The following is a 26,822-nucleotide window of genomic DNA, read 5'->3' on the forward strand; positions in this document are numbered from 1 at the left end:
AAACGCCAAAAAGACATGAGGAAAAAAAGATAGAACGATAGCTATACAAAGGGTAGTATATCCCTTTCTCTAGCTTACATTCCTTACTTTTCTCCACTCATGCCTGATCGAATCAGTAACACGTGTCAAAAATAGGTTTACGTATAAGTTCACTATAATTAAGGCAAACGTTTTCGTTTTATACCTTAATGTGTTTGTCGAAATTTGTATAACTTTGCAATAGTTATTATACATAACTATTGTAAGCGATTCAATGATTTTTTTTAACGTTTTCATTTTCGACAAAAATATATGTCTTTTTACACATGCTCTGCCTTCACTAAGCGCTGCAGGTGCATCGTTAAATATATACTCTCTGCTTCATAAACAGGAAGTTGCAATTCTTTTTGCATAACCTTAACTAGCTTCCAAGCTAAATTATAACAGACAGGATATTCCGCCTTTAATAAATCAGCAAAACTTTGCGATTCCTCTACTTTTTCTCCTTTTTTCACCCTCTCAATAGCATATTGAAGATGACGAATAAGGCGTAAATAGTGAATACTTTCTTGGTCTAATGTAATTTGTAAGTTCGTCTCAATTAAAGATACAAGCTGTGCAATGAGACGGGAGTTTTGATTAACTGAAGATAAATCTGAATTTGTAAGTGAACTGTAAATATGGAGTGCAATAAACCCGATTTCTCCTTCTGGCAATGTAATTTGCAAACGAGAATTTAAAAGGTTTACAACACCTTCAGCAATTTTATATTCCTCTGGATAGAGCATTTTCGTTTCAACTAAAAAAGGATTATCAATTGTAAACCCTTGTTTTAAACGCTTAATTGCAAAAGAAATATGATCTGTTAAAGCGATATGAATATGTTCATTCAATGGAGATTTTGCTTTTTCTTGAATATAGAACATAATATCATTCATTAATTCAATTAATTTTTCACTCACATGTGGAACTAGCAGTTTGTATTGTTCACGATCACGTTCATTTTTTAGAACAAACATTTTTTCAATTTGTTCTTGCTCCAATACATCTTTCGCTTTTTTCCCAAATCCAATTCCTTTACCAATCACTACTACTTCCTCATGTTCAGGATGGCTAGCAATGATGACATTATTATTTAAAACTTTTTTAATTTCTAGATAATTACTCATATAACACCACCCTCGTACTTAAATAGCCTGCTTTTATGTTACAGAACATTCTTCTTTGTCGTCAATGTAAAACATCTACCATTTCATAAAAATTCATTTTTTAGACATGTTTATATATGATGCGTATAATGTAAGAGCAACTGTACATAGAAAGGAGATAACAACATGATTAAAATGTTTGTAAGTGATATCGACGGTACAATGATGCAACACGGAGGTTTAATTGACGAACAGGATATTGTAGCGCTTCGTAGTCTTGCTGAACAAAATGTGATTCTTTGTTTCGCTTCTGGCCGACTTGATAATGAAATTGCAGACTTAATGAAAGCTGTAAATACAAATTTCCACCGCATTAGTGTTAATGGTGTTTTTGTATATACAAATGAAAATAAGCAGCTATTATCTGCAACTTTTGATTCCAGCATTCTTCCTGAGTTGTTACACATGACGAATGAAGATCCTTATTTCCGTTATGTTAGCGATGAACATAATTACTACATTGAAGAAAAAACACCGTTTATTCACGAACTTGAGCAACAAGTAACGATGACTTCTGTCGAAGAACCAAATTTATTACAGAAAATAGATGATACAATTTTCCCGAATAAAATTTCTGTCGGTGGAACAAAGGAGAGCTTACAACTCCTTCAGAAAAAAATTGATGAAAAATTTCATGGAAAAGTTAGTACGTTCATTTCAGCAGAACAATGCTTAGATGTAATGCCACCTAATATTAGTAAAGGTTCTGCTATTTCTGTTTTATTAAAAGAGTTTCAATTACAACCAGAGGAAGTTGCTTGCATAGGGGATTCTTATAATGATATTCCAATGTTTGCTTTAACTCCTCACAGTTTTGCTATGGCTCAAGCAGATGACGCAGTAAAAGAACACGCTCACTATGTGGTAAATACAGTTAAAGATGCTGTTAACCACGTAATTGCTCATAATAAAAATACGACTCACTCCTTGTAAGGATGAGTCGTATTTTTTCTTTACATGTTAAACAATTTGACATTTACTGTACTTCACAAACTGAAATATATTATTTGTTACGTGCGATGTTTGTAATAAACTTATAACGATCTCCACGATAAATACATTTCACATACTCTAACGGTACTTCACCTTCTGAATATGACCATTGACGCATTACAAGCACTGGCGCCTTTTTAGGAATATGCAGATGTTCCGCTTCATTATCCGTTGCAATTGAAGCTTCGATTGATTGAGTAGCGCTAACAAGTTTGAAGCCCAGTTTTTTCTCTAAATGTTCATATAAAGATTGTTGCAATATTTCTTCGTTAATATCTTTTACAAGAGCTGGCGACAAATATGTCGTCTCAAAAGCAATCGGTTCATCGTCAGCTAAGCGAATACGCCTCACTTCATAAACCGACTCTCCCTCCTGTATTCTCAGCCGGTCTGCTATTTTCGCAGTAGCTGGAACTAGGCGGAAACTTAATAATTGACTACTTGGGTTCATCCCACGAGAAATCATATCTTCCGTGAATCCTGTCATTCCTTGCAATTTTTGTTCCACTTTCGGAAGTTGGACAAACGTACCGATTCCACGTTTCCGATATAAATAACCTTGTTCCACTAAATTATTAATCGCCTGTCTGATTGTCATACGACTCACTTCGAACTTATCGCAAAGTTCATTCTCAGATGGGATTTTATCTCCCGGCTTCCATTCGCCGTCCTCAATTAGCTGTTTCACCCACTCTTGAATCTGATAATAGATCGGAAATGGTGAATACTTGTCGATGTTCATCAGCAATCGCCTCACTGCATAAAGATAGAGCTTCTTGATCAGCGATTACGGTTACATTCGGATGACGTTGTAAAACTGTAGCAGGACACGCTTCACTATATGCACCTTGCAATAATTCTTTAACAGCTTCTGCCTTTTTAGAACCCATAGCAACAAGTAGAATTTGTTTCGCTTTCATAATGCTTCCAATTCCCATTGTAATTGCATGAGTTGGCACATCTTCTTCTTTTTCGAAGAAGCGAAGGTTTGCTTGGCGTGTAGATTCTGTTAATTCAACAATGTTTGTTGGAGAATTAAACGGTGTTCCTGGTTCGTTAAATCCGATGTGACCGTTTTCACCGATTCCAAGAATCTGTAGGTCAACTGGGTTAGCAGCTAGAATGCCCTCGTAACGTTTGCACTCTTCCTCTAAATCACTTGCCATCCCGTTTGGTACATAAGTTTGTTTAAATGGAAGATGATCAAACAACTGTTCTTGCATGAAATAGTGATAGCTGTTTTTATCTTCATGTGGTAAATTTACGTACTCATCTAAGTTTACAGTGGTTACACGGCTTGTATCAAGTTTATTTTTTCGCATTTCTGCATAAATACCTAATGGAGAGCTTCCTGTAGCCATTCCTAATGTTGGATTTTCTTTTGTTTTTACAACTTCTTCAATTAATTTATAACCTGCTTCTGCTAGTTCTTCTGGAGTTTTTACAACAAGAATATTCATTTCATTACTTCCCTTCCTTCATATGAATTCCTAAACGAACCGTATCATATACATGTAAATCTTCATTCATCACAACAAAGTCTGCATCTTTTCCTACCGCTAATGCACCTTTATTATTTAATCCAAACTCTTCTGCTTGGTTCACTGATGTCATTAGTACTGCATCTTCGATTGAACAACCTGTAAATTCAATTACATTTCGGAAAGCTTGATCCATTTTTAGAATACTACCAGCTAACGTTCCATCTTCTAATCGAGCACTACCATCTTTTACATGTACTGGCTGTCCGCCAAGCTCATATAATCCATCTTCAAGACCTTTTGCACGCATTGCATCAGTAATAACACTTACTTTTTTCGGCCCTTTTAATTTATATGCTAATTTCACCATATCCGGGTGAATGTGAATACCATCTGTAATTACTTCAACCATTACATCTGGATTTAATAACACATGACCAACAACTCCTGGTTCACGGTGATGTAATCCACGCATTTGATTGTATAAATGCGTTGCATGTGTAATGTTTCTATTTTTTAGTTGCGCATCAATTGCATCGGTATGTCCCATTGTGCCAACAACACCAGTTTCAGCAAGATATTGCTCAAACTGTAACGCACCTTCTTCTTCAGGTGCATATGTTACTAATTTAATTAAATTTCCGCTTGCTTCCTGCCATTGTTTAAATTGTTCAATATTCGCAGGAACAATATGTTCAAGTGGTTGTGCACCTGCACGTTTCTTTGAAACATACGGTCCTTCTAAGTGAATATATTCGAAATGTGCTCCTTTTTCTTTCGCTTCCTTCGCAGCATGTAGTGCTGCTTCGATTGCTTCTGGAGCTTGTGTCATTGTTGTTGGGAAGTAAGTTGTAACTCCTTCTTTTAACATTTCTTTACCTAGAGTTACTAACCCATCGCTATTTGCATCCATCGCATCAATATCGTATCCACCATGAATATGAACATCAATCATACCTGGAATCACAATTTTCCCTGCCGCATCTAAAACCGCTTCATTTTCTTGTGATACATATTGAGCCATCAAACCAATTTCTTTAATTGTTTCTGTGTAACGAATAAATCCGTTTTCCACTACTTCTTGACCTGTATAAATTTTGGCATTGATGACAACTTGCGTTTTCATTTTCATCGATCCTTTCCCATGAAATACCTACTTGTTATTATTACCTTATTCGCCTAATTCCATCTTAATATATGCACGAGTAGTTGTCTATACATTCTAATGAAATTTCCTCTTTGTTTAACAAAAAGGAAACTTAGTACGTCTCTCGCAATTATAATATATGTTATTCATTTTTTCCAAAAAGGAACAATATCATCTATTGTATGAATCACTTAAGTAATGGCATTAATCCGCTAGACCCAATTGTAATATGTTCGCCGTCTGTTTCCATTTCTACTGTACGCTTATTTGTTCCATACATCATTATACCATGCTGTTTTAATCGTCTCACTACACTTTGATGCGGATGTCCATACGGATTTCTGCTACCATAAGAAAGAATCGCGAACTGTGGTTCTACCTTCTTTATAAACCTTTCACTTGTTGAAGTGTACGAGCCATGATGTCCCACCTTTAACACATCTGCATGTACATCAAATTGCTTTAATATTTCAGTTTCCGTTCGCACATCAGCATCACCCATTAGTAAAAAATCTGCCTTACCATACCGAATCTTTAATACAATTGAAGATTCATTATTTTCATCTTTGGACTTCCCATTGTTTAATACTTGTATGGAAACATGCGGATCTAGCGGTATGTATTGTCCCTCTTTTACTGAAATGAAAGGGATTCCCCTTTTCTTTATATGATTTCGATACGTATGATAAGTAAGAGAACTATATGTTTTTCCACTATCTAATATAAGTGATACCGGCATCTGCTCTACAATCGGAATGAGTCCTCCAATGTGATCCATATCCGGATGAGTACTGACGATAGCATCTAAATGGTTAATTCCTTTTTCAATTAGTTTTTGGATAACAACCTCACCAGCTTCATAAGGCCCTCCATCAATTAACATCGTTTGTCCATTTGGCAATATAATAAGTGTTGCATCACCTTGTCCAACTTTTAAGAAACTCACTTTCATTTTACCAAAATGTTGCCGCTGCATATGTAAAGGAGACGCGGTATGAATAGACATCATATACCTTTTGGCAGATGCACTATTTAAAGAAAAGCATAACAAAACAGAAACTAATAATAAAACACTTCGTATACCTCTCATAACTCGTCTCCTTTTTTCAATTAGTATGGCACGGTATATAATTGATATACAAAAAAGCTTAGCAAAATGCTAAGCTTTTATTTCGATATCTCTTGTAAAGAACCGAAGAATAAATCCGCTTCATTCATTTGTTCGTTTTCTTCAGAAAGCGGAGGTAAATCATCTAATGTTTTTAATCCAAATGTGTCTAAAAATTCTTTTGTCGTTCCATATAAAATCGGACGCCCAGGTCCTTCTGCTCTTCCCATTTCTTTTATAAGTAAGTGTGATACTAACGTTTGTAACGCCTTATCGGTTTTTACCCCTCTAATCTCTTCCATTTCTGTTCTTGTAATGGGTTGACGATATGCAACAATTGCTAACGTTTCTAGCGCAGCCTGAGAGAGTGAAGCAGCTGTTGGGATATCTATTAGTTTTTGATAGTACGACGCATGTTCTTTCTTTGTAGCAAAACGATATACTTTTGCATACTGTACAATTTGCAAACCTCGGTGTGCACCTTCACATTCTTTTTGCATTTCTTCTAAAATATCGATTACTTCGTTTCCTTCAATTTCAAGGACTTTTGCTATTTGTTCAGGAGAAATCCCTTCATCACCAGAAACAAATAAAAGCCCTTCAATGATTGATTTCTGTTCTGTTCTATCCATCTTACGAGCTCCTTCCTCCTATTTTCTCCATAAAAATACACATCAAAAAACCGAATCACAATCAATGCGTTCGGTTCAATATTTTTTCTCTTGTTCCAAACGATACATTCAAACCTAGCATGAGATATACTATTTCTATCCCATTTTCCATACTAACTCTATGCAGATTTAGTATAGCTTGATACGAAAATTTCATCAAAATTATGTTCTTGTTCAATTACGATTTGTTGATTTTTCATAAGCTCAAGAACCGCTAAAAATGTTACAACCATGATTTCCCGTTCATCATCAACAAACAAATCATAAAAACTTTGACGACCACCTTGTAGTTCTAACAGCTTTAAAATATCCGTCATACGCTGTTCAATTGGTATTTCTTGACGAGTAATACGTGTTGTCACAGGTTTCTTTGCTTTTTTACGGCGCATTAATTTTTGAAATGCCGCTAGCATATCATATAACGTAACATCAAGAGGCAAGCTTGTCTCCTCTTCTTGTTGCAACGATGTAAAATCAATTGGCGGACGTGTATATAGCTGTGCTCTTTCTTGTTCTCTTTCTTTTAGTTCAGTAGCAACTTGCTTATATTTCTTATATTCAATTAACCTCTCCATCAATTCTTGACGAGGATCATCTATAAAGTCATCACCGTTATCAAGTACATCTTCTTCATGTTTCGGCAACAACATTTTACTTTTAATTTGTAATAACGTTGCAGCCATTACTAAATACTCACTTGCAACATCTAATTGTAGTTCTTTCATCGTATGAACATAAGATAAATATTGCTCTGTAATTTCCGCTACAGGAATATTATATATATCAATTTCATAACGATGTATTAAATGTAACAATAAATCTAAAGGCCCTTCAAAAGCCTCTACTTTAAAATTATACTGCACAAAGCATCCCACCACATTTTTTCTATAACAACATAAGTATAGAGCATACTCATGTTCTATCCAACCTTTTTAAGAAATTTAATTAAAAATAGACCTATGCCTATGGCATCATGCCCACCACTTCATATGATAACAGTGTAGTAAGAACAATGTAGGAGGTCAAAAAACTATGGGTCACGTTGATTGTGGTTTTAGCGGTGGGTTCGCATTACTTGTTGTATTGTTTATTTTACTCATTATTGTAGGGGCAGCTTGCTTCTGCTAATATGAACAATAACGACTAGGGAGAAATTCCCTAGTCGTTTATTGTTCATATTTCTATGATAAACTTATACTTATAACCGTTAGATAGGGGCGAAGAAAATGTATCCTACGGAATACATACAGTTTTTAATTCATTTTCACGGAGATTATGATTATTTTGAATGCCACGAAATACTGGAAGAATATTGGAAAACAAAACCGAGAGGAAATCGGGATCATTATTTAGTCGGCCTCATTCAAATTGCAGTTTCTTTATACCATCACAGACGCTCTAACTGGAATGGGGCAGAGAAGATGATGAAAAGCGCCATAATGATTTTAGAAAAAAACAGTGCACATTTACTTCGTTTAGGAATAAATGAGGCACAACTTCTGTTCTTACTCAAAGATAAATTGCAATCTATCCAGAAAAAAGAAAGTTTTACACCGTTATTTTTACCATTGTCGGATACAACATTAGAAAAGTACTGCATAGAATTATGTCAGAAACAAAACCTTCCTTGGAAAGACGTGAATGCTACTTCTAATGAATTTATAATACATAAGCACACATTACGTGATCGAACAGAAGTCATCGCTGAACGAAACGAACAATTACAAAAAAGAAAGCAGAGATAATAAACTACTTATCTCTGCTTTCACGAATGTATATTTTGTTCAAGCTCTTTACACTTTTTGCAAAAACTTGCTGTTTGCTCATTTCCGCAAATTGTAAATTCAAGAAATTTACTCTTTAACTCTTGAACCATCTTCGTCCCAATACCCATATGACGGTGAGATGGATTCACACTCAAATGCTGAATTTCCAAAACTTGATTCTCTTTTTTTACAATCCCCATTATCCCAACAAAATCTTCGTTTTGTTTCCACAAATACAATTGCCAATCATCCTTTGCTTCATAATCTTTCATAGTCAATTGTAATGTTTTCACATCTTTTTCCGTTGGCATAAATGAAAGAAGCCCCATTGCAATCTTTTCATAACTTTTTTTAAAACGAATTAACATAACCCTTATCCCTTCTTACAAAAGTTACAAACTATTAAATCCCCTCAATCACTCTTTTCATATCACATTCATTTTACAATATTTTCAACAGAGTGAGAAGAGCTTAAAACAACTTGATAATCATACAAAGCGAAAAGAAGAAAGTCAAATATACGTTTCATTACTATTTTTGTTAAGTAGATAAAAGAAGAAACACTGTTATATGAAAGTGAAAAGAAACATCCACCGCTCATTATCACTTCACTATTCATCACCTTAGAGCAGATGAATTCTAGCAAAATGAATGTAATAAACAACTTTTATTGAAATGTGTAATCTAATGTATTCTATGTAATTTGTTAATATTTTGTTCTCATAAGCGACTTATTTTCACTACAATTACATTACTACTTGTATCATGTACCGTAAACGAAATACCCATTCCTATTAAAAAAAGAGAGCAATAGCTCTCTTTTCTCATTCACTTATTCTTCCCAAACTTTAACTTCTTTCATTACATCACCTTGACGCATGTTTAATACTGTTTCAATACCGCTTGTTACTTTACCGAATACAGTATGTACACCATCTAAGTGTGGCTGTGGCTCATGAACGATAAAGAATTGGCTACCGCCTGTGTTACGGCCAGCATGAGCCATAGAAAGTGATCCTACAAGGTGTCTATGAGGATTTCCATCAGTTTCACATGGGATAGAGTAACCTGGGCCACCCGCACCTGTTCCTGTTGGGTCTCCACCTTGGCTTACGAAGCCAGGAATAACGCGGTGGAATGTCACACCATCATAAAATCCTTGCTCTGCTAGTTTTTTAAAGTTTTCTACTGTTTTTGGTGCCTCTTCTGGGAAAAATTCCAAATCGATTTTTTCACCATTTTCCATTACTATGTATCCTAAAGTTTTCATACGTATATGTCTCCTTTCAACTATCTCAGCACTATATTACCACATTCATGACTAGAAACAAAAAGAATCCGACAATCTACATACTTCTTTTTTGAAATGTGGAAAAAGCTAGGTGACAAATAAGAAATATATACTATAATAACTGTGTTGCCCGAAAATTTTAGAAAGAGAAAGGGAGCGATTTTTCGTGAAAACGAAATTACTAGCTCTGCTATTAGCTGTAGCAGTATTTATTATGCCAACAGCTTCGTTTGCAGACATCATCGAAGGAGAATCAATTGTTACACTAGGAGAAAACTTGTCTGAACAACAAAAACAAGATCTGTTAAAAGAAATGAAAGCACCAAAAGATGCTACAATTATTACTGTGTCTAATGCGGAAGAACATAAATTTCTAGAAGGGATTGTTCCAAAAGCGCAAATTGGTACGAGAGCAATTTCCTCTTCTATGATCACATACACAAAGCCAGGTTCTGGTCTCATTGTACGTTCAAAAAACATTAATTCAATAACAGATGCAATGTACACAAACGCACTTATTACAGCAGGTGTGAAAGATGCAGAAATTCAAATTACTGCACCATTTAAAGTTTCTGGAACTGCTGCTTTAACTGGTTTAATGAAAGCCTATGAAACAACATCAAACAAAGCAATTCCTGAGGAAGTAAAAAAAGTAGCCAATGAAGAAATGGTGCAAACATCCCAGCTCGGCGATAAAATTGGTGAAGAAAAAGCAGTTCAACTTGTTGCGAAAATTAAAGAAGAAATTGCCAAAGAGCAGCCAAAAACGACTGAAGATTTACGTTCATTAATTAAAAAAATTGCGGATCAACTTGGTATTACATTAACGGATGAACAGTTAGATAACTTAGTTGCTCTATTTGATAAAATGAAAAATCTTAACATTGATTGGAATCAAGTTGGCAGTCAGTTAAATAAAGCAAAAGAACACGTTTCTGCCTTTTTAGGATCTGAAGAAGGGCAAAGTTTCCTAGATAAAGTGAAAGATTTCTTCTCAAGTATCATTGATTTTGTTAAATCGTTATTCAAGTAAAAAGAAGCTCGCTAGTAGCGAGCTTCTTTTTTATACAAGTAACGGCAATTTCATAATAGCTTCTTCAACCGAACGAACAATATGATTCGCTTTCTCCTTCACATATGGATGAGCATGGTGCAGAGTAAATGAATGCGGGGTTACTTCAAACATAGAAATATCATTGAAAGAATCTCCAATGCATGCAACTTCATTTGCTTCAATTTGCAAATGTTCCATTAGTCGTCTTAAAGCACTCCCTTTACTTACTCCCCTTGGCATAATGTCAACATAGCGTTTACCAGACATAAAAACTTCCGCTTCGTTCTGAAATGTATCTCGTAATTCTTGATCTAATGCTTCAATTGTCTCTTCTTCCCCAAAAACAAACAATTTCGCAGGATGTACAGTTTTACCAAATTCCTCTTCTAACGCTTCAATTTCAGCGATATGCACACCCATATACGCTTCAAAATTATGGTGATGTTCATTCTTCCTTTTTGTATATCGCTGCTCCTTTGCACAAACAATATCCGCTAGTCCTTTTTTATGTATATATCGATATATTTCCTGGGCAACCGTATTTTCAAAACTCGATTCATAAAATAAATTCCCATCCGGAAGTAACATTGTCGCTCCATTTAAGCCAGTTGTGTAATATGGGAATGTAAACCTATTTACGACTTCATCAATTCGATGAGTAAAGCGGCCTGAGGCAAAACAAATATTTGTCCCTTTTTCAGCTAACCAACAAATTGCACGTTCATCTTCTTTTTGCATATGATTTACATTGTAAACGAGCGTGTCGTCTAAATCACTTACAAATAATTTAATCATGTCCTCTTCCCCTTCCATACACAATATCTACTCTAAGTGTACACAAAAAATGTTTGATTTTTGTTAAAAAACAATAAATTTTTACTAAAAAAATAAACGGGTGTATAATCCCGTTTATTTTTGTCTTTTTACATTTTGAGGTCTTACGATACTTGGTCGTACTTTTAAACTAGACATCGTCGGACGGAGTAGAATTTTTGTTAATGCGCCCCAATCAAATGGTAAAAACGGCCATAAGTATGGTGTTTGTAAACTTTTGATAGACGTTAAAAATAAAATCAATATCGTCATACCAATTACAAATCCCATCTCATGAAAGAGACCTGTCAAAATAATAACAAACAATTTTCCAACCTTATTTCCAAGTCCTAATTCATAACTCGGTGTTGCATATGCCCCGATCATAGAAACTGCTACATACAAAATAACTTCTGGTACAAACAAACCTACATCAATTGCTATTTGACCAATTAATATGGCAGAAATTAATCCTGCTGCAGACGATAACGGCGTTGGAGTATGAATGGCTGCCATCCTTAAAAATTCAAGCCCTACTTCTGCCATTATCACCTGTAATAAAATTGGTAAATGTGTCATCTTAGTCGGTCCAATAAAAGCAAGATTTTCTGGTAAAAGAGTTGGATCAAATACAAACACTAACCAAAACGGTAGTAAAAACAAGGAGAATAAGACACCTAAAAAGCGTACCCAACGTAAAAATGTTCCGACAGCTGGATTTTGTCTAAACTCTTCTGCATGCTGTAAATGATGAAAATATGTTGTTGGCGTAATCATAGCACTCGGTGATGTATCAACTAGTACTAGAACATGTCCTTCTAATAAATGATTTGCTGCTACATCCGGTCTTTCTGTATATCGAATAAGCGGGAATGGGTTATAGCTTTGCTTTACAACAAATTCTTCCACTGTTTTATCCGCCATCGTAATGCCATCGACATCAATGTTATTTAATTCTTGTTTTATAATCTTTACTAAATCTGGATTTGCAACATCTTGTACATATGTAATACAAATATCCGTTTGCGATCGATCCCCTACTCGAATAATTTCATTTCGAAGACGTGGATCTCGAATTCTTCTACGAATTAACGCTGTATTTACAACGATATTTTCAACAAATCCATCTCTCGCACCGCGTACTACTTTTTCAGTATCTGGCTCTGTCGGTGTTCGTCCTGGGTAGCTACGAACATCTATCGCAAACGCTTCTGTTTCGCCTTCCACAAATATAATAATAAGCCCTGATAACGCTTGAACCATTACTTCATCCATCGTTTTCACTTTACTTACTTGCTGATGAATTAAACGATTCTCTAAAAGCTTTACTGTATCTTCTTCAACATCCCTTATTTCATTCGTATCCACAGCTTCTTCTAAAATAGGAATAATATAATTCGTATCACAAAGTCCATTTACGAATAACACAGCAATTTCTTTATTCAAAATTTGAAATTTACGAATACCAACATCAAATGTAACGCCTAATCCAACCGTTTGTTTTAAATAATTTTCATTGTCACTTATGAAAGTTGAAATAGGGATATCTATTTTTTTAGGCTTCGTCATAAAACCCACTCCTTTCCAAAATTAACTGAATTGCTTTTTTCGTAATTGGTGAGCCTCTCTCCCATTCATCATTTCCACACATCTTACCAATATCACCAATTCCAACAATGACAGGAACATTCAAATCATCTAAACAATAAATTGTATCTCCGCTAATTCTGCCAATTTCACCATCTGGGAGTCCAAACTTATCAACGCCATATTCCGTTAAATTCCCGTTTCGATCCACGCTTACATCTACACGTGCCCATTCCCAATGATGTGTATTAGACGCTACCGCTAAAATCCCAAGTACATCAATTTGTTTATGCGTGGCTACATATTTTAAAGCTTTTTCACCAGATCCTTCTCCAATAAATCCACTGTCATCAAACATGACAAATACAGGGTCATATGGCGTTTGCATAATAAGCTCAACAACTTTCTTCCCTGTCAATTTGGTTGGATTGCTTTGTGATGCTGAAATACACCTTCCCCCAAATTCCTTCGTTAAAAGCTCAATTGTTCGCTTTGCATATTCATCTCCATCTGTGACCAAAACAACCCTTCGTCTCATTTGATTTATCCTTTCGGTTTACATATAAGTGCTATAAAAAATGAAAATAATATTGCTGCAGAAATACCTGCAGATGTTAAACTAAACATACCCATACCAATCCCTATATATCCATGTTTTTCTGCCGCATGCATTGCCCCGTGTAATAGGGAATGTCCAAAACTTGTAATAGGAACTGTCGCCCCAGCACCAGCAAACTTTATAAGCTTATCGTACAATCCAAATCCATCTAAAACTGCTCCTATCACTACAAAGGTAGCCATTAAATGAGTTGGTGTTAACTTTGCAAAATCTAACAATACTTGTCCAACTAGACAAATAGCGCCTCCTACAAGAAATGCATATATAAAATCCACAATTCACTCTCCCTTCACTCTCTCAAATACGACACCATGTGCAATTGTTGGAATTGTTTCTTTCTGCTGCATCATCATCGGGCTTAATAACGCGCCAGTAGCAACGACAAAAATTCGTTGTAAATTTCCTTTTTGCATCTCGCTTAATAAATGACCATATGTGACAACAGCTGAACAAGCACAACCGCTACCACCTGCAAATACTTCTTCTTGACCCGAATCATAAATCATTAATCCGCAATCATTATATATATGCCCAATATCATAACCTTCTTCCAGTAACAGTTGTTTCGCGATCGGTGTCCCAATAGCAGATAAATCACCGGTAACAATCACATCATAATCATTGGCACTTCTCTTCAAATCTTCAAAATGCTGCTGAATTGTATGAGCCGCAGCCGGCGCCATCGCCGATCCCATATCTAAAGGGTTCGCAATTCCTAAATCTTGTACTTTTCCAATCGTAGCCGACGTAATTTTAATGGCACTTTTTTCTTTACTAATTAATATGGATCCCGCACCTGTAACAGTGGAATTTGCTGTTCCTGGTTTTTGTCCGCCATACTCTGTTGGATAACGAAACTGTCTTTCAGCTGTTGCATTATGACTACTTACCGTCGCTAAAACACGATTTGCGAATCCACCATCTATAAAGGCTGATCCGACCGCTAAAGTCTCCATCGAGGTCGCACAAGCACTAAACATGCCTAAAAAGGGAATTCCCCACTTACGCGCAACGTAATTTGCTGTTACTGTTTGATTTAATAAGTCACCCGCTAAAAAGAAATCAATTTGTGATGTTTCTACATTTGCTTTTTGCATGACTTGTTGAATAGAATCTGACATTAATCTTCGTTCCGCAAGCTCCCAGTTTTCCTCTCCGCAATGTAAATCATCATATGAAATATCAAATTCCTTTCCAAGAGGGCCTTCAGCTTCTTTTGGACCGACGGCAGTACCGGTTGCATTCACATAAATATCATTTTGAAATACCCACGTTTGTTTTCCTGTCAACCTCATACTAGCCCCTCCTTTAAGACATAAAAATTTTAAAAGTATATCTTACTAACCCAATAATGTACGCCCCGACAACACCAAAAACGATTACACTTCCCGCTAGCTTAAACATGTTTGTAGCAACCCCAAGTACAATTCCTTCACTCTTATGCTCTAGCGCAGCACTTGCCATAGAATTCGCAAATCCCGTAACAGGTACGGCCGAACCTGCTCCAGCAAATTGACCGATTTTATCATATACACCACAACCTGTTAAAATCGCCGATAATAGTACAAGAGTTGCGACTGTTGGATTTCCTGCCTCTTGTTCACTAAAATGAAAATAATGTATATAAAATTTCATCAATACTTCTCCGATTGTACAAATGAATCCACCTACAAAAAATGCCTTAACACAATTTATAAAATAATTTGGCTTCGGATGGTATTCCTTCACTTTATTTACGTAATCGTCCTTTAGTTTTCGCCCTGTCATTTATATATTGCCTCCTACTTTACGAAATAAATCCAGTGAAACAACGAGCCTATTACTTTTCCAAGTACAAGAGCAACGAGTAAAACAACAATCTTCCCCTCTACCCCTACTCGTTTCGCTAAAATAGGTAGAACATTTAACACTTCCGTTAATGCGGCAGCGAGCATTCCAATGAATGTGCCACAAAATATTCCTAATATAACAAGCCAATATTGCGATGTTTGAAATGTAATATTTTTCAAACTACACCAAGCTCCTGTTAATGTACCTGCAATAACTGCCCACTCAAAATATTGAATGTGCTTTCCACTTCTCGTTAATTGAGCTAGACGAGGGATTATACCAAGTACAGCTAAAAACGCAACATATCCGCTACCTACAGCAATTCCTCCTGCTAAAGCAATTAAAATAACGAATCCAGACTCAATCATCGGTAAGTTGTTTCATATTATCCTTGTTTTCATGAACAATTACATATTGGTCAAGTGATTGCTGGTATTGGAACATCTCCACTTCTAACGGACTCGGCTCTTCATTAATACGCTTTTGAAATACATGATTAAAAAATAAAACCATGCCTAGCCCAAGACCTAATGAATAAGGAATTTGAAATAAAAGTGGTTGCGCCTTAAATTCTCCCGTAATCATGTAATATAACCGTTGGTGCACTTGTTGCATACTTACATCTTCATGAAAATATATGATGGCAAGGGCTGCTCCAATGAAAAGTAACAACCATACAAGTCCGAAAAAAATCGGATGTACTTTCTTTTTTTCATATATAATTTCAACAAGAGTTTGTCCAGAACCGAGTAAATTAATTTGTATATGAGCGGTTTTTCGCCTAATAATCTCAATTATTTTCATAACATCAATTACAACATGCGTTTTATCACGCGCTGTAATTTTATAAATTACCTCATCCTGTAACGACTGAACTACTGCAGCATCTCCGGCAAGTTGAGCAACATCTCCCAGCTTTACTTCATACGTAGGAGAAACTTTTAATCGATTACGCATTTTAATATAAATTGTTTGTTCCAATTTCCATTCACCTCTTCACTCTTCCTCGTAGTTGTAGTATGGTTATTCAATTTTTTTCTAATACAATTTTTTCATAAAAAAACATCTGTACCATTTCGGTACAGATGTTTTTTAGTTTATGCTTTTTTCTTAAATAAATTTGCAATGCTTAATGCGAGCCCTCCCCAAATGACTACTATTCCAATAACCATCATCATAATCGCTGATCCACTCATTATGAAACACCTCGATCTTTCCATTCTTTTTCAAGCTTAGCAGAATCTGAATGTATTTGTGCATTCCATTTCTTTAAACTAATGATTAGCGCAATGATAAGGAACGCTGCTGCAATTGACCAACCATATGTTACGACAAACTCCGTTGAGTAACCTCCATAGTTCTTTTTAATATTTTGGATTGTACCATCAATTAACATGTACCCTAACATAAGCGGAGTAATAACGAGTAAACTCACCCTCCAAAACGTCCCTAACTTAATATCAGATACGAAGTTTGCGTGGTTTTGATAAACTGGTAAACGACGTAAAATGAGTCCTATCGTAACTACTTCCGCTAGAGCAATTGTAATTAATCCGAAGTTATTAGCGAAGTAATCGACAACATCTAGGAACATAAGCCCGCCACGTGTCGCAAAAACGAGAGAAACGAGTACGAGAAGCGTCCCCATAATTCCAATTGTTTTCTGGCGGCTTAAGCTAAACTTTTCAGATACGGCAGCAAAACATACTTCCGCAAGCGAGATGAGGGATGTAATTCCGGCAACCGTTAATGATAAGAAAAATAATACGCCAAATAAAGGTGACATCGGTAATTCATTAATAATTTGCGGGAATACTACGAAAGCAAGTCCTACACCAGCACTTGCTACTTTATCAACTGGTACTCCCATATTATTTGCCATAAATCCAAGAGCCGCAAAGACCCCAATCCCTGCTAATAATTCAAATCCTGAGTTTGCAAACCCAGTAATAAAAGCGTTATTTGTTGTATCTGAGTTTTTCGGTAAATAACTAGAATACGTAATCATAATTCCAAATGCTAAAGATAAGCTAAAGAAGATTTGACCGTAAGCAGCAAGCCATACTTTTCCGTCAAAAATACGACTCCAATCTGGTTTAAAGAATGCATCTAATCCTTGCATCGCACCTTCCATCGTCACTGCACGAACTACGATAATAAGGAACATAACAACTAGTAAAGGGATGAAAATACGGTTCACAACTTCGATTCCTTTTTTAACTCCTTTAAAAGCAACACCAAGCACAATAATCCAAACGAGAGCTAGTGGAATTAATACTTCCGGTACGAGCCCTCCAAACTGTCCCGGTTTATCTGCAACATGTAAATACTCTTTAAATAAAAATGATTCCGTGTCTTTCCCCCATGCGCCAGTAATTGCAAAATACGTATAAGAAATAGACCAAGCAATAATTACTGCATAATATGTTGAAACGATAAACGTTACACACATTTGCCACCATCCGATGAATTCAGCACGCGGATGAATACGAAAGAACGTAAGTGGCGCTGAACCACGGTGACGATGCCCAAGAGCAAATTCAAACGCCAATAATGAAATACCAGTCGTTAATAATGCGAATAAGTACGGTAAAAAGAATGCGCCTCCTCCATTTTCATACGCCGTATAAGGAAAACGCCATATGTTTCCTAATCCAACGGCAGAGCCGACCGCTGCAAAAATGAATCCAGCCCTCGTTCCCCATCGTTGCCTCGTTTCCATATTTCCTTCCCCCTTTGTGACAAGTTCATAATTGGATTATATTTTAAATTTACTAAATTATCAATAAATTCTGTTAATTTTTAAGAAAGTTTACAATCTCCTCCTATTAAATTCATAAAAAAAAATCGAATAGATAACTATTCATCTATTCGATCTTTCATCTGTTTTAATATTTTCTTTTCAAGTCTTGAAACTTGCACTTGAGAAATCCCTATTCGCTCTGCTACTTCTGATTGAGTTTGGTCTTTATAATAGCGTAAATATACAATTAAACGCTCTCTCTCATCTAATTCTCTAATTGCTTCTTTTAAAGCAATTTTATCAAACCATTTCGTTTCAGATTGATCTGCAATTTGATCTAAAATAGTAATTGGATCTCCGTCGTTTTCATACACCGTTTCATGTATGGATGAAGGGGCACGACTCGCTTCTTGCGCCAGAACCACTTCCTCTGGCGTTAGTTCTAACGCTTCAGCTACTTCATTAATCGTTGGAGCCCTTCCGAATTCTTTCGAAAGCTCATCTCTCATCTTTCGAATTTTGTTTCCTGTTTCTTTTAAAGACCTACTTACTTTCACTGATCCATCATCACGTAAAAATCGTTGTATTTCGCCAATAATCATGGGAACTGCATATGTTGAAAATTTCACGTCGAAAGATAAATCAAATTTATCTACCGATTTTAAGAGTCCAATACATCCAATTTGAAACAAATCGTCTGGTTCGTATCCGCGATTAAGAAAACGTTGCACAACCGACCATACGAGACGCATATTACTTTGAACAATTGTATCTCTTGCTTGTTGATCTCCATCTTGACTTTTTTGAATTAACGCTTTTAGCTCGTGGTCCTTTAACTGAGGTTTCTTCTTCTCATTTTTGACCTCTATGTCCATAGGCTATTCTCCTTAATTGCATAGAGCGTTACTATTTGATAAGTATTTTGTCAAATGGATTGTTGTCCCGAAAGATTCGTTTGAAATAACTTCTACTTCATCCATAAAATTTTCCATGATAGTAAATCCCATTCCGGAACGCTCTAATTCAGGTTTAGTTGTAAAAAGGGGTTGTCTCGCTTCATCTAAATTAAAGATGCCAATCCCTTCATCTCGAATCGTGAGTTTCACCATTGCTTCTTCCAAAATTACAGAAATATAAACAACACCTTCTGCATTTCCTTCGTACCCATGAATAATTGCATTCGTAACCGCTTCTGACACAACTGTTTTAATCTCTGTAAGTTCTTCCATCGTAGGATCTAGTTGTGCAATGAAAGCAGCTACTGTAACGCGAGCGAACGATTCATTTTGACTTAATGCTGAAAATTGAAGGTTCATTTCATTTCTCATTTATGCCACCCCCAACGTCGCGAGCGCATGCGCTTCACTTTCTTCTAAGCGAACAATTTTAAATAAGCCCGACATTTCAAATAAACGTTTAACAGGCGGTGAAATTGCACAAACAACCATTTCTCCACCTAATCCCTTTACATGCTTATATCGGCCTAATATAACACCTAAACCAGAACTATCCATAAACGATAAGTTCTCTAGGCTCAAAACAATATGATGAACACCATGTGTCTCAATCATATCTGTTACTTTCGTTCGCAACTCTTCAGCAGTATGATGATCTAATTCACCCGCTAGCCTCACACATAGGACGTCACGTTTTACTTCTAATTGCATGGAAAGACTCACACGATTTCCTCCTTATGCTCAAACTTTACTCATTTACATACATAAAGATTTTCGTGATACAACATAAGAATCCTTCCTACTGACAAAAGAAGAACTATTTCGCCATAAAGTGAAACCATTCAGCAATTATTTACTTACATACGAATAGAAAAGCGGCAAAATGTTTGCCGCTATTTTGATGTTGAAAACATCCCAAAACTTCTTTTAAATAACTCCCACCAGCTCGCTGCAGCAACATCTTCTTTCGCTACAATTGTTTGTTTTAATAAAACATCTTGATCTTTTTTTATAACAAGTGTACCAAGCGCATCGCCCTTTTTAATCGGCGCTTTCACTTTCTTTTCAGCAATTACTTCTTGCTTTACCTTGTCCATATTTTCGCCCTTCTTCATAAGAAGAGATACATTGTCTGACGCAACTAAATCTACTTTTTCTTTTTTCCCTTTTCCTACTTGGACAGTCTTAATTTTTTCGCCTCGTGTATACAATTTCTTTGTCATATATTGACCAAATGCGTAGTCAAGAAGCTTCGTTACTTGATTGTTCCGTTCTTTCGATGTAGGTGCTCCCATAACAACTGAAATAACACGCATCCCATTCTTTTCAGCCGATGCTGTTAAACAATATTTTGCTTCTGTCGTAAAGCCCGTTTTTACACCATCTACTCCAGGATAAAAACGCACTAACTTATTCGTATTAACGAGCCAAAACTTCTTATCCGTATCTTCACGTAAATAGTCTTCGTATTTTCCTGTGTATTTGCGAATAAGTGGGTACTTCATCAATTCTTTCGCCATTATAGCCATATCATTTGCTGTGGAATAATGATCTTTAGCCGGAAGACCTGTCGGATTTTGAAAATGAGTATTTTTCAGTCCTAAATCTTTCGCTTTTTTGTTCATCATATTTACAAAACCTTCTTCTGAACCAGCGATATGCTCTGCTACTGCAACAGACGCATCATTCCCAGATGCAATTGCAATACCCTTTAGCATTTCATTTACAGTCATCTCTTCTCCAGGCTCTAAAAAGATTTGTGATCCACCCATTGAAGCTGCATGCTCACTTGCTCTCACTTTATCGGTCAGTTTTAATTTTCCTTTTTCAACTTGTTCCATAATTAATAGCATTGTCATAATCTTCGTCATACTAGCAGGCGGTAATTTCTCATTTGGATTTTTATCAAACAAAACTTTACCTGTATCTTGTTCAATTACAATTGCTGACGACGCTTGTTCTGCTAACTTCGGCGTTGTTTCTTCTGTTTTATCCTGCTTCGTTTTCTCAGACTGTGCGAAACTAACTGAAGTACCAGAAAGCAATAACATGAAACAAACAAGTATTCCAAAAACTCGCTTCATGACCAACCCTCCATTCTATATCAAACCTATTTTTTCCAATTCACTGTTTTTTAATACCATATTTTTCTAACATTTTCAGTTGACAAATACATTACTCACCTATATTGTATTAAGTGTATTACACATAGTAGTACACTTAATACAAGCCAGAAAGGAGACATTGCTCTTGCACATTCAACTTGATCCAAGAAGCAACACTCCGATATGGGAACAAATTGTTCAAAATATAAAAGAACTCGTATTAAAGAACATGTTAGCTCCAAGTGACAAACTACCTTCTGTACGCGAACTCGCTTCTTTACTCGTTATAAATCCAAATACAGTGAGTAAAGCGTATCAAGAGTTAGAGCGACAAGGTATTATTGAAACATTACGAGGAAAAGGAACATTTGTATCCCAATCGATTACCCCAACATTAGACGAAAGGAAAATCGCTATGGTTGAAAAGCAATTTCATCAATTACTATTAGAAGCCTCTTATCTTGGTATTACGAAAGATAAAATTCATGATTGGATAGATTCATACTATAAAGAGATTGGAGGAAATACAGATGCTGAAAGTGACAAGCCTGAAGAAAACAATTGATAATCAAACGATTTTAGACGATGTTTCTTTCACATTGCAAAGAGGGAGTATCATCGGATTACTCGGAAGAAACGGTGCGGGAAAAACAACTTTATTACGAACGATGGTCGGCATTTTAGACCCTGATGCAGGGACTGTTACATATGAAGATACAAACATTCATCAGTGTCCTGAAATAAAGCAAAAAATCGTATATGTTCCGGATTCTACTAACATACTGAACGGCTATGCGGTAAAAGAAATTGTAAAGTTTTATAAAGCAGTTTATACCGTATTTGATGAAGCATATTTCTATGAACTGTTGGAACGTTTTAACTTACCAAACAAAAGAATTCGTAGCTATTCAAAAGGAATGAAAGCACTGCTTGCTATCATTTTAGCCGTTTCTACAAAGGCAGAATATATCATTTTAGATGAACCGACAAATGGACTTGATCCTATCGTGAAAAGGCAGATTTTACAGTTTCTCGTTGGAGAAGTTGCTGAAAAAGAAATTACCATTTTCATCTCAACTCACCATTTAGATGAAGTGGAACAAATTGCAGATACAATCATTATATTAAAAGGCCATACTATATCTTCTATTACATCACTAGAAGATGCAAAATCACGATTTGCTAAAATTCAAGTAGCTTATGAACGTTCACTACCTCAAAAACTAGAAAACTTAAGCAATATTAAAATATTAAATCAAACAGGAAAAGTATATACAATCTTAATTGAGGGAAATGTGGCTACAACATTGGAGAAGTTTTATAAAGAACAACCTATACTCATTGAAGAATTAACAATGTCACTTGAAGATGTCTTCGTTACGACACTGGAGGAGGATGAGTATGTTTCATAAAGCGTTGTGGATGTGGAATTGGAAGCGCGGGAAATATGCTGTGTTACTATTCTTCTTTAGTTCGCTTTACTTGTTACCTTTTGGCTACTATAGAAGTGCTCAGCAACAACTTGATGCGTATTATGAATTACAAGAAAAAGGGAAACAGTATTATTATTTTTATATTTTTTCTTCAGGAGAAAGTAATAGTTTTTGGTTAACTGTTCTTATTATCGCTTTAGCCTGCTTATTGATAGGATGGGAACGCAGCTACCAATCTAATACACTACTTATGACAATGCCATTTAAAAGAAAAGATGTTTTCTTATCTAAATGGGCTTTCGGTTCATTTTGTATTGTGGGCTCATTACTTTTCAATTGGGTTCTTATGTATGTTATTTATAGAACCACTATTCATTTTGATTATCAATCTTTTAGTCCGTTTCATCGATACTTTCTTTATGCGATAGTTTCTTATGTTGCAGTCTATACAGCTGCCTTATGTATCGGTACTTTTACCGGAAGCATCGTTTCGCAGATTATTTTTTGTATTCCATGGTTACTAGCAGGGGTTACATTTATTACATTACTATACACTTTTACAACTAACCATTTATACGCTGCAAATATTAAAAATGAAAACTTATATCGACAACTTTATGAAATCAATCAAAAAACAAATACAGCTGCACCAATTAGTCATTTTTCTATCAATTATTACTATAATCCGGAATCCCGTGAGATCGAGAACAATCCAACTGCTTTAAGAGATCCAGCATCTCATATATATTATTCAGCCAAATCAATGTTAGTCCCGATTTTTTATACATTAGTTTACTTACTACTTGGAACATATTTATATACAAGATCACCAAATGAAAACACTCAGAAGATATTTATGTTCCAAAAGAGTTTACCGATATGGATATGGGGCTCAACCATTTACTTTGCATTACTAGGCGGCTATAAAATAAACCATTTTAATTTCTTACCTAGTTACTATATCGGTTTGTTTCTAACCGGAATCATTACTTATGTTATATTATCACGCCTAACAAATTATAAAGTTTTTTAAAGGAGAGATCCTATGTTTCAAAAAGCACTGTGGCTAAGAACGTATCAACAAAGTAAATATGTTGTATGGTTATTTTGGCTCGTCAGCTTCTATACTTTGTCATATCAATACTATATGACTTCTATTCAAGAGCAACAATTTCTAAATGACAATAAAAAGTGGAACTATGTATATCATTACCATTTTGATTTAACACTTCTAGATCCTGTTCTGCTGTTAGGTAGTGTACTTATCGTTCTAGCTTGTACGTTAATTGGATGGGAAAGACAAAATAACGCTAGCGACTTGTTATGGTCCATGCCCTTTAAACGTTCGCACCTTTATATAACAAAGTGGTTATTTGGAATCTGTAATATCGTCGCAGTTGTCATTTTAAACTGGGGGCTATTTGCTATTATGAAAAAGTTAACTTTTCATAATAAATATCAAGTATTCTCTCCCTTTCATAGTTATTTTATATACATGTTAATTGTATTAATCGCTATTTATACAATTACCTTATGTGTAGGTACAATGACAGGGAATATTATATCGCAAGGATTTCTCACTACAGCTATATTAATCTTTCCAGCTTTACTTCCATCACTTATCTCCGGAGTCATTGCTGTTCACTCAAACACTGAATTTCATGAAGACAACAGTCTTATACATGATGTGATGGAAAACATACGTATCTCTAGCCCAGCAGAAGATTTTCGTATTTACTTTAATTATGATCCACAGAGCGCTTATACTGATCAAAATGGAGTACGTCATAACGAACCAAACTTTACAAAAATTCCACCGGCAAAAACATTGATTGGACCTATTGCACATATTATTCTTTTATTACCACTCGGTATATATTTATATGCTCGTTCAATCAATGAGCGAAATGGTAACTATCTATTATATCCAAAGTTACAAAAGTTAGTAATGGCATGCGCTATTTTCTTTGGTGGGATCGTTGGAGGTTTAATACTAAGTCGAGCGCACTCATTGTCCAGCTTTTACATCGGATTTTTAGTAACTAGTTTCATTACGTATTTCTTCCTGCCAAAAATATTAAAATGGAAAGTCTCTTGGAATTTTAAATAAAATAGCCTCCTCTTATTGAGGAGGTTATTTCACATTCTCTCTCCTATCCCCATACACCATCTCTTCTTTCATCCCAAATCCATCACCATTTTGCACAATCTGCTCTGTCGGTGCAACTACACTTTCAGCAATTTTCCATTCCCCACGCTCTTTCACAAATACTTGTAGAAAATAGTTCATGCCATCTAATTGATATGCATTTTCTTTTTTCACATTATAGTGAATCGCAATGTAGTACACTTGAATATTTTCTTTTCCTATTTTTGATACGTATTGCGATAGTCTCGGTATATAGAGTGCTGCTTTCTGAAAAGATAGTTGCTTCGCTTTAACAAGCGATGAACTTGTTACATTACGTAATGTGTCCTGATTACGAATATTATCGCTATGGTGGAATAATACTGTGTTTTGCATAGAACGAACCCATAATTTTGAATATAAGACTGTATTATCGTTTTCAATGTACTTCACTTCTTTTCGCACCACTTGGATAGGCGTATCTGCGTACGTGAATGTTTGAAAATAGAAAAAACCACCAAATAAAATGGTAAGTGCAGCAATATATTTCATAATCTTTCCTCCGATCTTTTAATTAAAGTATCGGAGTTTCAAAATGTTTTTATTCAAAAGAAAAAGGATAGGAAAGCTGTCGCTCCCTATCCTCATTTATTATAATACGCGGCCAAATAGCTCTAACACCATTTCTATTTCTTGGTCGCTCCAACCTTTAAATCTCTCTTTATAATATTCTTTTCGTACAGCTTCTAGTTTTTCAGTTACTTCTCTTCCGTGTTCTGTAATTTCTAAGTACACGATACGACGATCTGAATTGGAACGTTTTCTTTCTACTAATCCTTTTCGTACAAGACGATCTGTAACAGCTGTAATATGACTGGAGGTTACGTTTACTTCACTCGCAATTTGCGAAGCCATCTGTGGACTGTTTAAAAATAATGCGCGTAATACAGAAAATTCATTATATGGCATATGTTCTGCAAAACGTGTATTAATATCATTTTGTAATAAACGTATCATCTTTCGAAATGATCCGGATAACTCTAAAATCAGTGTTTCTCTTTTTTCGTTCACTAGCCTCGTCCCTTTTTTATCATATTTACACATATTATAATCTATAAATACCCTCGTTGTATATGCTTTCTTTCTTTAACATTCCCATTTATGTAACTTTTTCATACAAATTTCTTTTTTGTTCACACATATACATATAAAAAGGATGGTGATGGAAGATGCAAGGTGGAATGAATCCTTATTTACACAATGTACGCACAGCGAATACTGGTAAAGAAGCGACTATTACTGTACAAGGTGAGGGTGTTGTCAAAGCGAAACCAAATGTTGTTATACTAACACTTGGCATTCGAACTGATAGTAAAAATGTGAAACAAGCGCAAGAAGAAAATGCAGTACAATCAAAACAATTGCTGGATGCACTTAAACAGCTTGGTATCGCTGAAAAAAATATAGAAACCATTTCATATACGATTACGCCTCAATACGAATATATAAATGATAAAGCATTACTACAAGGATATCGGGTGGAACATTTGTATGAAATTACCGTTTTAAATGTACAAAAAGCAGGGGAAGTATATGATATAGCCGTTTCAAATGGAGCAAACGTAGCAAAAGGTTTACGGTTTCGAATATCTCACCCAAATAAATATTATGAGCAAGCTCTCATTCAAGCTCTGCAACAAGCTGTAGAAAAAGCTCGTGCTATTGCGAGTACATACAATTTAAACATTAATCCTGTTCCACTCTCATTCGTTGAAGAATCTGCTCAATTACCAAGGGAAGTCGCGTCCTATGCTACTTTACATGCACAAGCAGCTCCTCCCATTCAATCGGGAGAATTAGAAATCATTTCTACAATACGGGCGATTTTTACGTATTTATAAATAATTTCA

At 35.5% G+C, this 26,822-nt stretch carries 35 protein-coding genes; 9 read left to right on the forward strand and 26 right to left on the reverse strand.

Annotation, left to right across the window (positions count from 1 at the left end):
* Positions 1–299: 299 nt before the first annotated feature.
* Entirely contained in the window at positions 300–1,148 is an 849-nt protein-coding gene (glcT, locus tag MR070_RS01620; RefSeq protein ID WP_000073863.1) for a glucose PTS transporter transcription antiterminator GlcT, read from the reverse strand.
* A gap of 165 nt (positions 1,149–1,313) precedes the next feature.
* Between glcT and MR070_RS01625 the strand changes: the two genes are divergently transcribed.
* On the forward strand, positions 1,314–2,120 hold the full coding sequence (locus MR070_RS01625; RefSeq protein ID WP_000594235.1) for a Cof-type HAD-IIB family hydrolase: 807 nt from the start codon (positions 1,314–1,316) through the stop codon (positions 2,118–2,120).
* 70 nt (positions 2,121–2,190) lie between these two features.
* Here the strand turns inward: MR070_RS01625 and phnF are convergent, their stop codons facing one another.
* The 6 genes from phnF to scpA all read right to left on the reverse strand — a co-directional run bounded on the left by phnF (position 2,191) and on the right by scpA (position 7,450).
* Positions 2,191–2,922 carry a phosphonate metabolism transcriptional regulator PhnF gene (gene phnF / locus MR070_RS01630; protein WP_002194085.1) on the reverse strand — a complete coding sequence of 244 codons (732 nt, stop codon included), beginning with the start codon at positions 2,920–2,922 and terminating at the stop codon, positions 2,191–2,193.
* Positions 2,852–3,640 carry a glucosamine-6-phosphate deaminase gene (nagB, locus tag MR070_RS01635; RefSeq protein WP_001024206.1) on the reverse strand — a complete coding sequence of 263 codons (789 nt, stop codon included), beginning with the start codon at positions 3,638–3,640 and terminating at the stop codon, positions 2,852–2,854. The genes phnF and nagB overlap by 71 nt, the downstream gene beginning before the upstream one ends.
* 4 nt (positions 3,641–3,644) lie before the next feature.
* Complete coding sequence (gene nagA / locus MR070_RS01640) at positions 3,645–4,787, reverse strand: N-acetylglucosamine-6-phosphate deacetylase (protein WP_041184248.1); 1,143 nt, start codon at positions 4,785–4,787, stop codon at positions 3,645–3,647.
* A gap of 208 nt (positions 4,788–4,995) precedes the next feature.
* Positions 4,996–5,898 (reverse strand): ComEC/Rec2 family competence protein, encoded by a 903-nt coding sequence (locus tag MR070_RS01645; RefSeq protein ID WP_001214100.1) that lies wholly within the window; start codon positions 5,896–5,898, stop codon positions 4,996–4,998.
* Positions 5,899–5,975: 77 nt separating this feature from the next.
* The gene (scpB, locus tag MR070_RS01650) at positions 5,976–6,548 is read right to left on the reverse strand and encodes a segregation/condensation protein ScpB (protein ID WP_000376222.1); all 573 of its coding nucleotides are present in this window, start codon (positions 6,546–6,548) and stop codon (positions 5,976–5,978) included.
* 158 nt (positions 6,549–6,706) lie between these two features.
* Positions 6,707–7,450 (reverse strand): segregation/condensation protein A, encoded by a 744-nt coding sequence (gene scpA, locus MR070_RS01655; protein ID WP_001199761.1) that lies wholly within the window; start codon positions 7,448–7,450, stop codon positions 6,707–6,709.
* Positions 7,451–7,619: 169 nt separating this feature from the next.
* On the opposite strand from scpA, the gene MR070_RS01660 reads away from it, so the two are divergent.
* Together MR070_RS01660 and MR070_RS01665 are read left to right on the forward strand one after the other, a co-directional pair.
* The gene (locus tag MR070_RS01660) at positions 7,620–7,715 is read left to right on the forward strand and encodes a YjcZ family sporulation protein (RefSeq protein ID WP_000510194.1); all 96 of its coding nucleotides are present in this window, start codon (positions 7,620–7,622) and stop codon (positions 7,713–7,715) included.
* Between the two features lie 98 nt (positions 7,716–7,813).
* Positions 7,814–8,332, forward strand: coding sequence for a DUF309 domain-containing protein (locus tag MR070_RS01665; RefSeq protein ID WP_242260433.1), 519 nt, complete (start codon positions 7,814–7,816; stop codon positions 8,330–8,332).
* Between the two features lie 20 nt (positions 8,333–8,352).
* Here the strand turns inward: MR070_RS01665 and ribT are convergent, their stop codons facing one another.
* From ribT to MR070_RS01680, 3 genes are all read right to left on the reverse strand, one after another.
* Positions 8,353–8,721, reverse strand: coding sequence for a GNAT family N-acetyltransferase RibT (gene ribT, locus MR070_RS01670; protein ID WP_000908396.1), 369 nt, complete (start codon positions 8,719–8,721; stop codon positions 8,353–8,355).
* A 68-nt stretch (positions 8,722–8,789) separates the two neighbouring features.
* A complete protein-coding gene (locus MR070_RS01675; protein ID WP_041184137.1) occupies positions 8,790–8,972 on the reverse strand; it encodes a hypothetical protein in 183 nt (60 codons plus the stop codon).
* Positions 8,973–9,185: 213 nt separating this feature from the next.
* Positions 9,186–9,623 (reverse strand): peptidylprolyl isomerase, encoded by a 438-nt coding sequence (locus MR070_RS01680; protein WP_000853792.1) that lies wholly within the window; start codon positions 9,621–9,623, stop codon positions 9,186–9,188.
* A 187-nt stretch (positions 9,624–9,810) separates the two neighbouring features.
* Between MR070_RS01680 and MR070_RS01685 the strand changes: the two genes are divergently transcribed.
* Positions 9,811–10,677, forward strand: coding sequence for a DUF1002 domain-containing protein (locus MR070_RS01685; RefSeq protein ID WP_000850502.1), 867 nt, complete (start codon positions 9,811–9,813; stop codon positions 10,675–10,677).
* 30 nt (positions 10,678–10,707) lie between these two features.
* Here MR070_RS01685 and MR070_RS01690 read toward each other — a convergent pair whose 3' ends face one another.
* The 14 genes from MR070_RS01690 to dacF all read right to left on the reverse strand — a co-directional run bounded on the left by MR070_RS01690 (position 10,708) and on the right by dacF (position 21,330).
* Positions 10,708–11,511, reverse strand: coding sequence for a Cof-type HAD-IIB family hydrolase (locus MR070_RS01690; RefSeq protein ID WP_242260435.1), 804 nt, complete (start codon positions 11,509–11,511; stop codon positions 10,708–10,710).
* 96 nt (positions 11,512–11,607) lie between these two features.
* On the reverse strand, positions 11,608–13,080 hold the full coding sequence (spoVAF, locus tag MR070_RS01695) for a spore germination protein SpoVAF (protein ID WP_000165587.1): 1,473 nt from the start codon (positions 13,078–13,080) through the stop codon (positions 11,608–11,610).
* Positions 13,067–13,636: a stage V sporulation protein SpoVABEA gene (spoVAEA, locus tag MR070_RS01700; RefSeq protein WP_001254414.1), complete on the reverse strand. Its 570-nt coding sequence runs from the start codon at positions 13,634–13,636 to the stop codon at positions 13,067–13,069. The genes spoVAF and spoVAEA overlap by 14 nt, the downstream gene beginning before the upstream one ends.
* A 5-nt stretch (positions 13,637–13,641) precedes the next feature.
* On the reverse strand, positions 13,642–13,992 hold the full coding sequence (gene spoVAE / locus MR070_RS01705; RefSeq protein ID WP_242260437.1) for a stage V sporulation protein AE: 351 nt from the start codon (positions 13,990–13,992) through the stop codon (positions 13,642–13,644).
* A gap of 3 nt (positions 13,993–13,995) precedes the next feature.
* Positions 13,996–15,012, reverse strand: coding sequence for a stage V sporulation protein AD (spoVAD, locus tag MR070_RS01710; protein WP_001241152.1), 1,017 nt, complete (start codon positions 15,010–15,012; stop codon positions 13,996–13,998).
* Between the two features lie 13 nt (positions 15,013–15,025).
* The gene (gene spoVAC, locus MR070_RS01715) at positions 15,026–15,484 is read right to left on the reverse strand and encodes a stage V sporulation protein AC (RefSeq protein ID WP_242260440.1); all 459 of its coding nucleotides are present in this window, start codon (positions 15,482–15,484) and stop codon (positions 15,026–15,028) included.
* A 14-nt stretch (positions 15,485–15,498) separates the two neighbouring features.
* Positions 15,499–15,915 carry a stage V sporulation protein SpoVAB gene (gene spoVAB / locus MR070_RS01720; RefSeq protein WP_000572932.1) on the reverse strand — a complete coding sequence of 139 codons (417 nt, stop codon included), beginning with the start codon at positions 15,913–15,915 and terminating at the stop codon, positions 15,499–15,501.
* Entirely contained in the window at positions 15,908–16,528 is a 621-nt protein-coding gene (gene spoVAA, locus MR070_RS01725; RefSeq protein WP_000438355.1) for a stage V sporulation protein SpoVAA, read from the reverse strand. Before spoVAA ends, spoVAB begins: the two co-directional genes overlap by 8 nt.
* A gap of 116 nt (positions 16,529–16,644) precedes the next feature.
* Positions 16,645–16,743: a methionine/alanine import family NSS transporter small subunit gene (locus tag MR070_RS01730; RefSeq protein ID WP_000016826.1), complete on the reverse strand. Its 99-nt coding sequence runs from the start codon at positions 16,741–16,743 to the stop codon at positions 16,645–16,647.
* The gene (locus tag MR070_RS01735) at positions 16,743–18,269 is read right to left on the reverse strand and encodes a sodium-dependent transporter (RefSeq protein ID WP_242260442.1); all 1,527 of its coding nucleotides are present in this window, start codon (positions 18,267–18,269) and stop codon (positions 16,743–16,745) included. The genes MR070_RS01730 and MR070_RS01735 overlap by 1 nt, the downstream gene beginning before the upstream one ends.
* Positions 18,270–18,406: 137 nt before the next feature.
* Entirely contained in the window at positions 18,407–19,165 is a 759-nt protein-coding gene (gene sigF, locus MR070_RS01740) for an RNA polymerase sporulation sigma factor SigF (protein WP_000350729.1), read from the reverse strand.
* Between the two features lie 12 nt (positions 19,166–19,177).
* Entirely contained in the window at positions 19,178–19,618 is a 441-nt protein-coding gene (gene spoIIAB / locus MR070_RS01745) for an anti-sigma F factor (protein ID WP_001243400.1), read from the reverse strand.
* Positions 19,619–19,969, reverse strand: coding sequence for an anti-sigma F factor antagonist (gene spoIIAA / locus MR070_RS01750; protein WP_000059133.1), 351 nt, complete (start codon positions 19,967–19,969; stop codon positions 19,619–19,621).
* A gap of 170 nt (positions 19,970–20,139) precedes the next feature.
* A complete protein-coding gene (dacF, locus tag MR070_RS01755; RefSeq protein WP_000831986.1) occupies positions 20,140–21,330 on the reverse strand; it encodes a serine-type D-Ala-D-Ala carboxypeptidase DacF in 1,191 nt (396 codons plus the stop codon).
* A gap of 166 nt (positions 21,331–21,496) precedes the next feature.
* Between dacF and MR070_RS01760 the strand changes: the two genes are divergently transcribed.
* From MR070_RS01760 to MR070_RS01775, 4 genes are read left to right on the forward strand one after another with little or no spacing between them, the layout of a single operon-like run.
* On the forward strand, positions 21,497–21,916 hold the full coding sequence (locus MR070_RS01760) for a GntR family transcriptional regulator (RefSeq protein WP_065222912.1): 420 nt from the start codon (positions 21,497–21,499) through the stop codon (positions 21,914–21,916).
* Entirely contained in the window at positions 21,882–22,763 is an 882-nt protein-coding gene (locus MR070_RS01765; protein WP_242260444.1) for an ABC transporter ATP-binding protein, read from the forward strand. Before MR070_RS01760 ends, MR070_RS01765 begins: the two co-directional genes overlap by 35 nt.
* A complete protein-coding gene (locus tag MR070_RS01770) occupies positions 22,753–23,817 on the forward strand; it encodes an ABC transporter permease subunit (protein WP_044793856.1) in 1,065 nt (354 codons plus the stop codon). Before MR070_RS01765 ends, MR070_RS01770 begins: the two co-directional genes overlap by 11 nt.
* Positions 23,818–23,829: 12 nt before the next feature.
* Positions 23,830–24,894 carry an ABC transporter permease gene (locus MR070_RS01775; RefSeq protein WP_000486549.1) on the forward strand — a complete coding sequence of 355 codons (1,065 nt, stop codon included), beginning with the start codon at positions 23,830–23,832 and terminating at the stop codon, positions 24,892–24,894.
* A gap of 24 nt (positions 24,895–24,918) precedes the next feature.
* On the opposite strand, the gene MR070_RS01780 is transcribed toward MR070_RS01775, so the two are convergent.
* Together MR070_RS01780 and MR070_RS01785 are read right to left on the reverse strand one after the other, a co-directional pair.
* Positions 24,919–25,464: a hypothetical protein gene (locus tag MR070_RS01780; protein ID WP_000873780.1), complete on the reverse strand. Its 546-nt coding sequence runs from the start codon at positions 25,462–25,464 to the stop codon at positions 24,919–24,921.
* 99 nt (positions 25,465–25,563) lie between these two features.
* Entirely contained in the window at positions 25,564–25,983 is a 420-nt protein-coding gene (locus tag MR070_RS01785) for a MarR family winged helix-turn-helix transcriptional regulator (protein ID WP_001003315.1), read from the reverse strand.
* Between the two features lie 158 nt (positions 25,984–26,141).
* On the opposite strand from MR070_RS01785, the gene MR070_RS01790 reads away from it, so the two are divergent.
* Positions 26,142–26,813, forward strand: coding sequence for an SIMPL domain-containing protein (locus MR070_RS01790; RefSeq protein WP_001161458.1), 672 nt, complete (start codon positions 26,142–26,144; stop codon positions 26,811–26,813).
* Positions 26,814–26,822: the final 9 nt, after the last annotated feature.

Origin of the sequence: Bacillus cereus group sp. BfR-BA-01453 (assembly GCF_022662915.1) — a bacterium.
GTDB classification, from domain to species: Bacteria; Bacillota; Bacilli; order Bacillales; family Bacillaceae_G; genus Bacillus_A; species Bacillus_A paranthracis.

Coding starts and splice junctions, on each gene's coding strand:
- nagA (WP_041184248.1), bottom strand. CDS start 4,787: ATGAAAACGCAAGTTGTCATCAATGCCAAAATTTATACAGGTCAAGAA.
- nagB (WP_001024206.1), bottom strand. CDS start 3,640: ATGAATATTCTTGTTGTAAAAACTCCAGAAGAACTAGCAGAAGCAGGT.
- MR070_RS01730 (WP_000016826.1), bottom strand. CDS start 16,743: ATGAGTGGATCAGCGATTATGATGATGGTTATTGGAATAGTAGTCATT.
- MR070_RS01645 (WP_001214100.1), bottom strand. CDS start 5,898: ATGAGAGGTATACGAAGTGTTTTATTATTAGTTTCTGTTTTGTTATGC.
- ribT (WP_000908396.1), bottom strand. CDS start 8,721: ATGTTAATTCGTTTTAAAAAAAGTTATGAAAAGATTGCAATGGGGCTT.
- phnF (WP_002194085.1), bottom strand. CDS start 2,922: ATGAACATCGACAAGTATTCACCATTTCCGATCTATTATCAGATTCAA.
- spoVAB (WP_000572932.1), bottom strand. CDS start 15,915: ATGATTGAGTCTGGATTCGTTATTTTAATTGCTTTAGCAGGAGGAATT.
- MR070_RS01775 (WP_000486549.1), top strand. CDS start 23,830: ATGTTTCAAAAAGCACTGTGGCTAAGAACGTATCAACAAAGTAAATAT.
- MR070_RS01625 (WP_000594235.1), top strand. CDS start 1,314: ATGATTAAAATGTTTGTAAGTGATATCGACGGTACAATGATGCAACAC.
- MR070_RS01660 (WP_000510194.1), top strand. CDS start 7,620: ATGGGTCACGTTGATTGTGGTTTTAGCGGTGGGTTCGCATTACTTGTT.
- spoVAF (WP_000165587.1), bottom strand. CDS start 13,080: ATGACGAAGCCTAAAAAAATAGATATCCCTATTTCAACTTTCATAAGT.
- spoVAC (WP_242260440.1), bottom strand. CDS start 15,484: ATGACAGGGCGAAAACTAAAGGACGATTACGTAAATAAAGTGAAGGAA.
- MR070_RS01675 (WP_041184137.1), bottom strand. CDS start 8,972: ATGAATAGTGAAGTGATAATGAGCGGTGGATGTTTCTTTTCACTTTCA.
- spoIIAB (WP_001243400.1), bottom strand. CDS start 19,618: ATGAGAAATGAAATGAACCTTCAATTTTCAGCATTAAGTCAAAATGAA.
- sigF (WP_000350729.1), bottom strand. CDS start 19,165: ATGGACATAGAGGTCAAAAATGAGAAGAAGAAACCTCAGTTAAAGGAC.
- dacF (WP_000831986.1), bottom strand. CDS start 21,330: ATGAAGCGAGTTTTTGGAATACTTGTTTGTTTCATGTTATTGCTTTCT.
- MR070_RS01770 (WP_044793856.1), top strand. CDS start 22,753: ATGTTTCATAAAGCGTTGTGGATGTGGAATTGGAAGCGCGGGAAATAT.
- spoVAEA (WP_001254414.1), bottom strand. CDS start 13,636: ATGAGACGAAGGGTTGTTTTGGTCACAGATGGAGATGAATATGCAAAG.
- glcT (WP_000073863.1), bottom strand. CDS start 1,148: ATGAGTAATTATCTAGAAATTAAAAAAGTTTTAAATAATAATGTCATC.
- MR070_RS01665 (WP_242260433.1), top strand. CDS start 7,814: ATGTATCCTACGGAATACATACAGTTTTTAATTCATTTTCACGGAGAT.
- MR070_RS01765 (WP_242260444.1), top strand. CDS start 21,882: ATGCTGAAAGTGACAAGCCTGAAGAAAACAATTGATAATCAAACGATT.
- scpB (WP_000376222.1), bottom strand. CDS start 6,548: ATGGATAGAACAGAACAGAAATCAATCATTGAAGGGCTTTTATTTGTT.
- MR070_RS01735 (WP_242260442.1), bottom strand. CDS start 18,269: ATGGAAACGAGGCAACGATGGGGAACGAGGGCTGGATTCATTTTTGCA.
- MR070_RS01780 (WP_000873780.1), bottom strand. CDS start 25,464: ATGAAATATATTGCTGCACTTACCATTTTATTTGGTGGTTTTTTCTAT.
- spoVAD (WP_001241152.1), bottom strand. CDS start 15,012: ATGAGGTTGACAGGAAAACAAACGTGGGTATTTCAAAATGATATTTAT.
- MR070_RS01790 (WP_001161458.1), top strand. CDS start 26,142: ATGCAAGGTGGAATGAATCCTTATTTACACAATGTACGCACAGCGAAT.
- MR070_RS01680 (WP_000853792.1), bottom strand. CDS start 9,623: ATGAAAACTTTAGGATACATAGTAATGGAAAATGGTGAAAAAATCGAT.
- MR070_RS01690 (WP_242260435.1), bottom strand. CDS start 11,511: ATGGAAGGGGAAGAGGACATGATTAAATTATTTGTAAGTGATTTAGAC.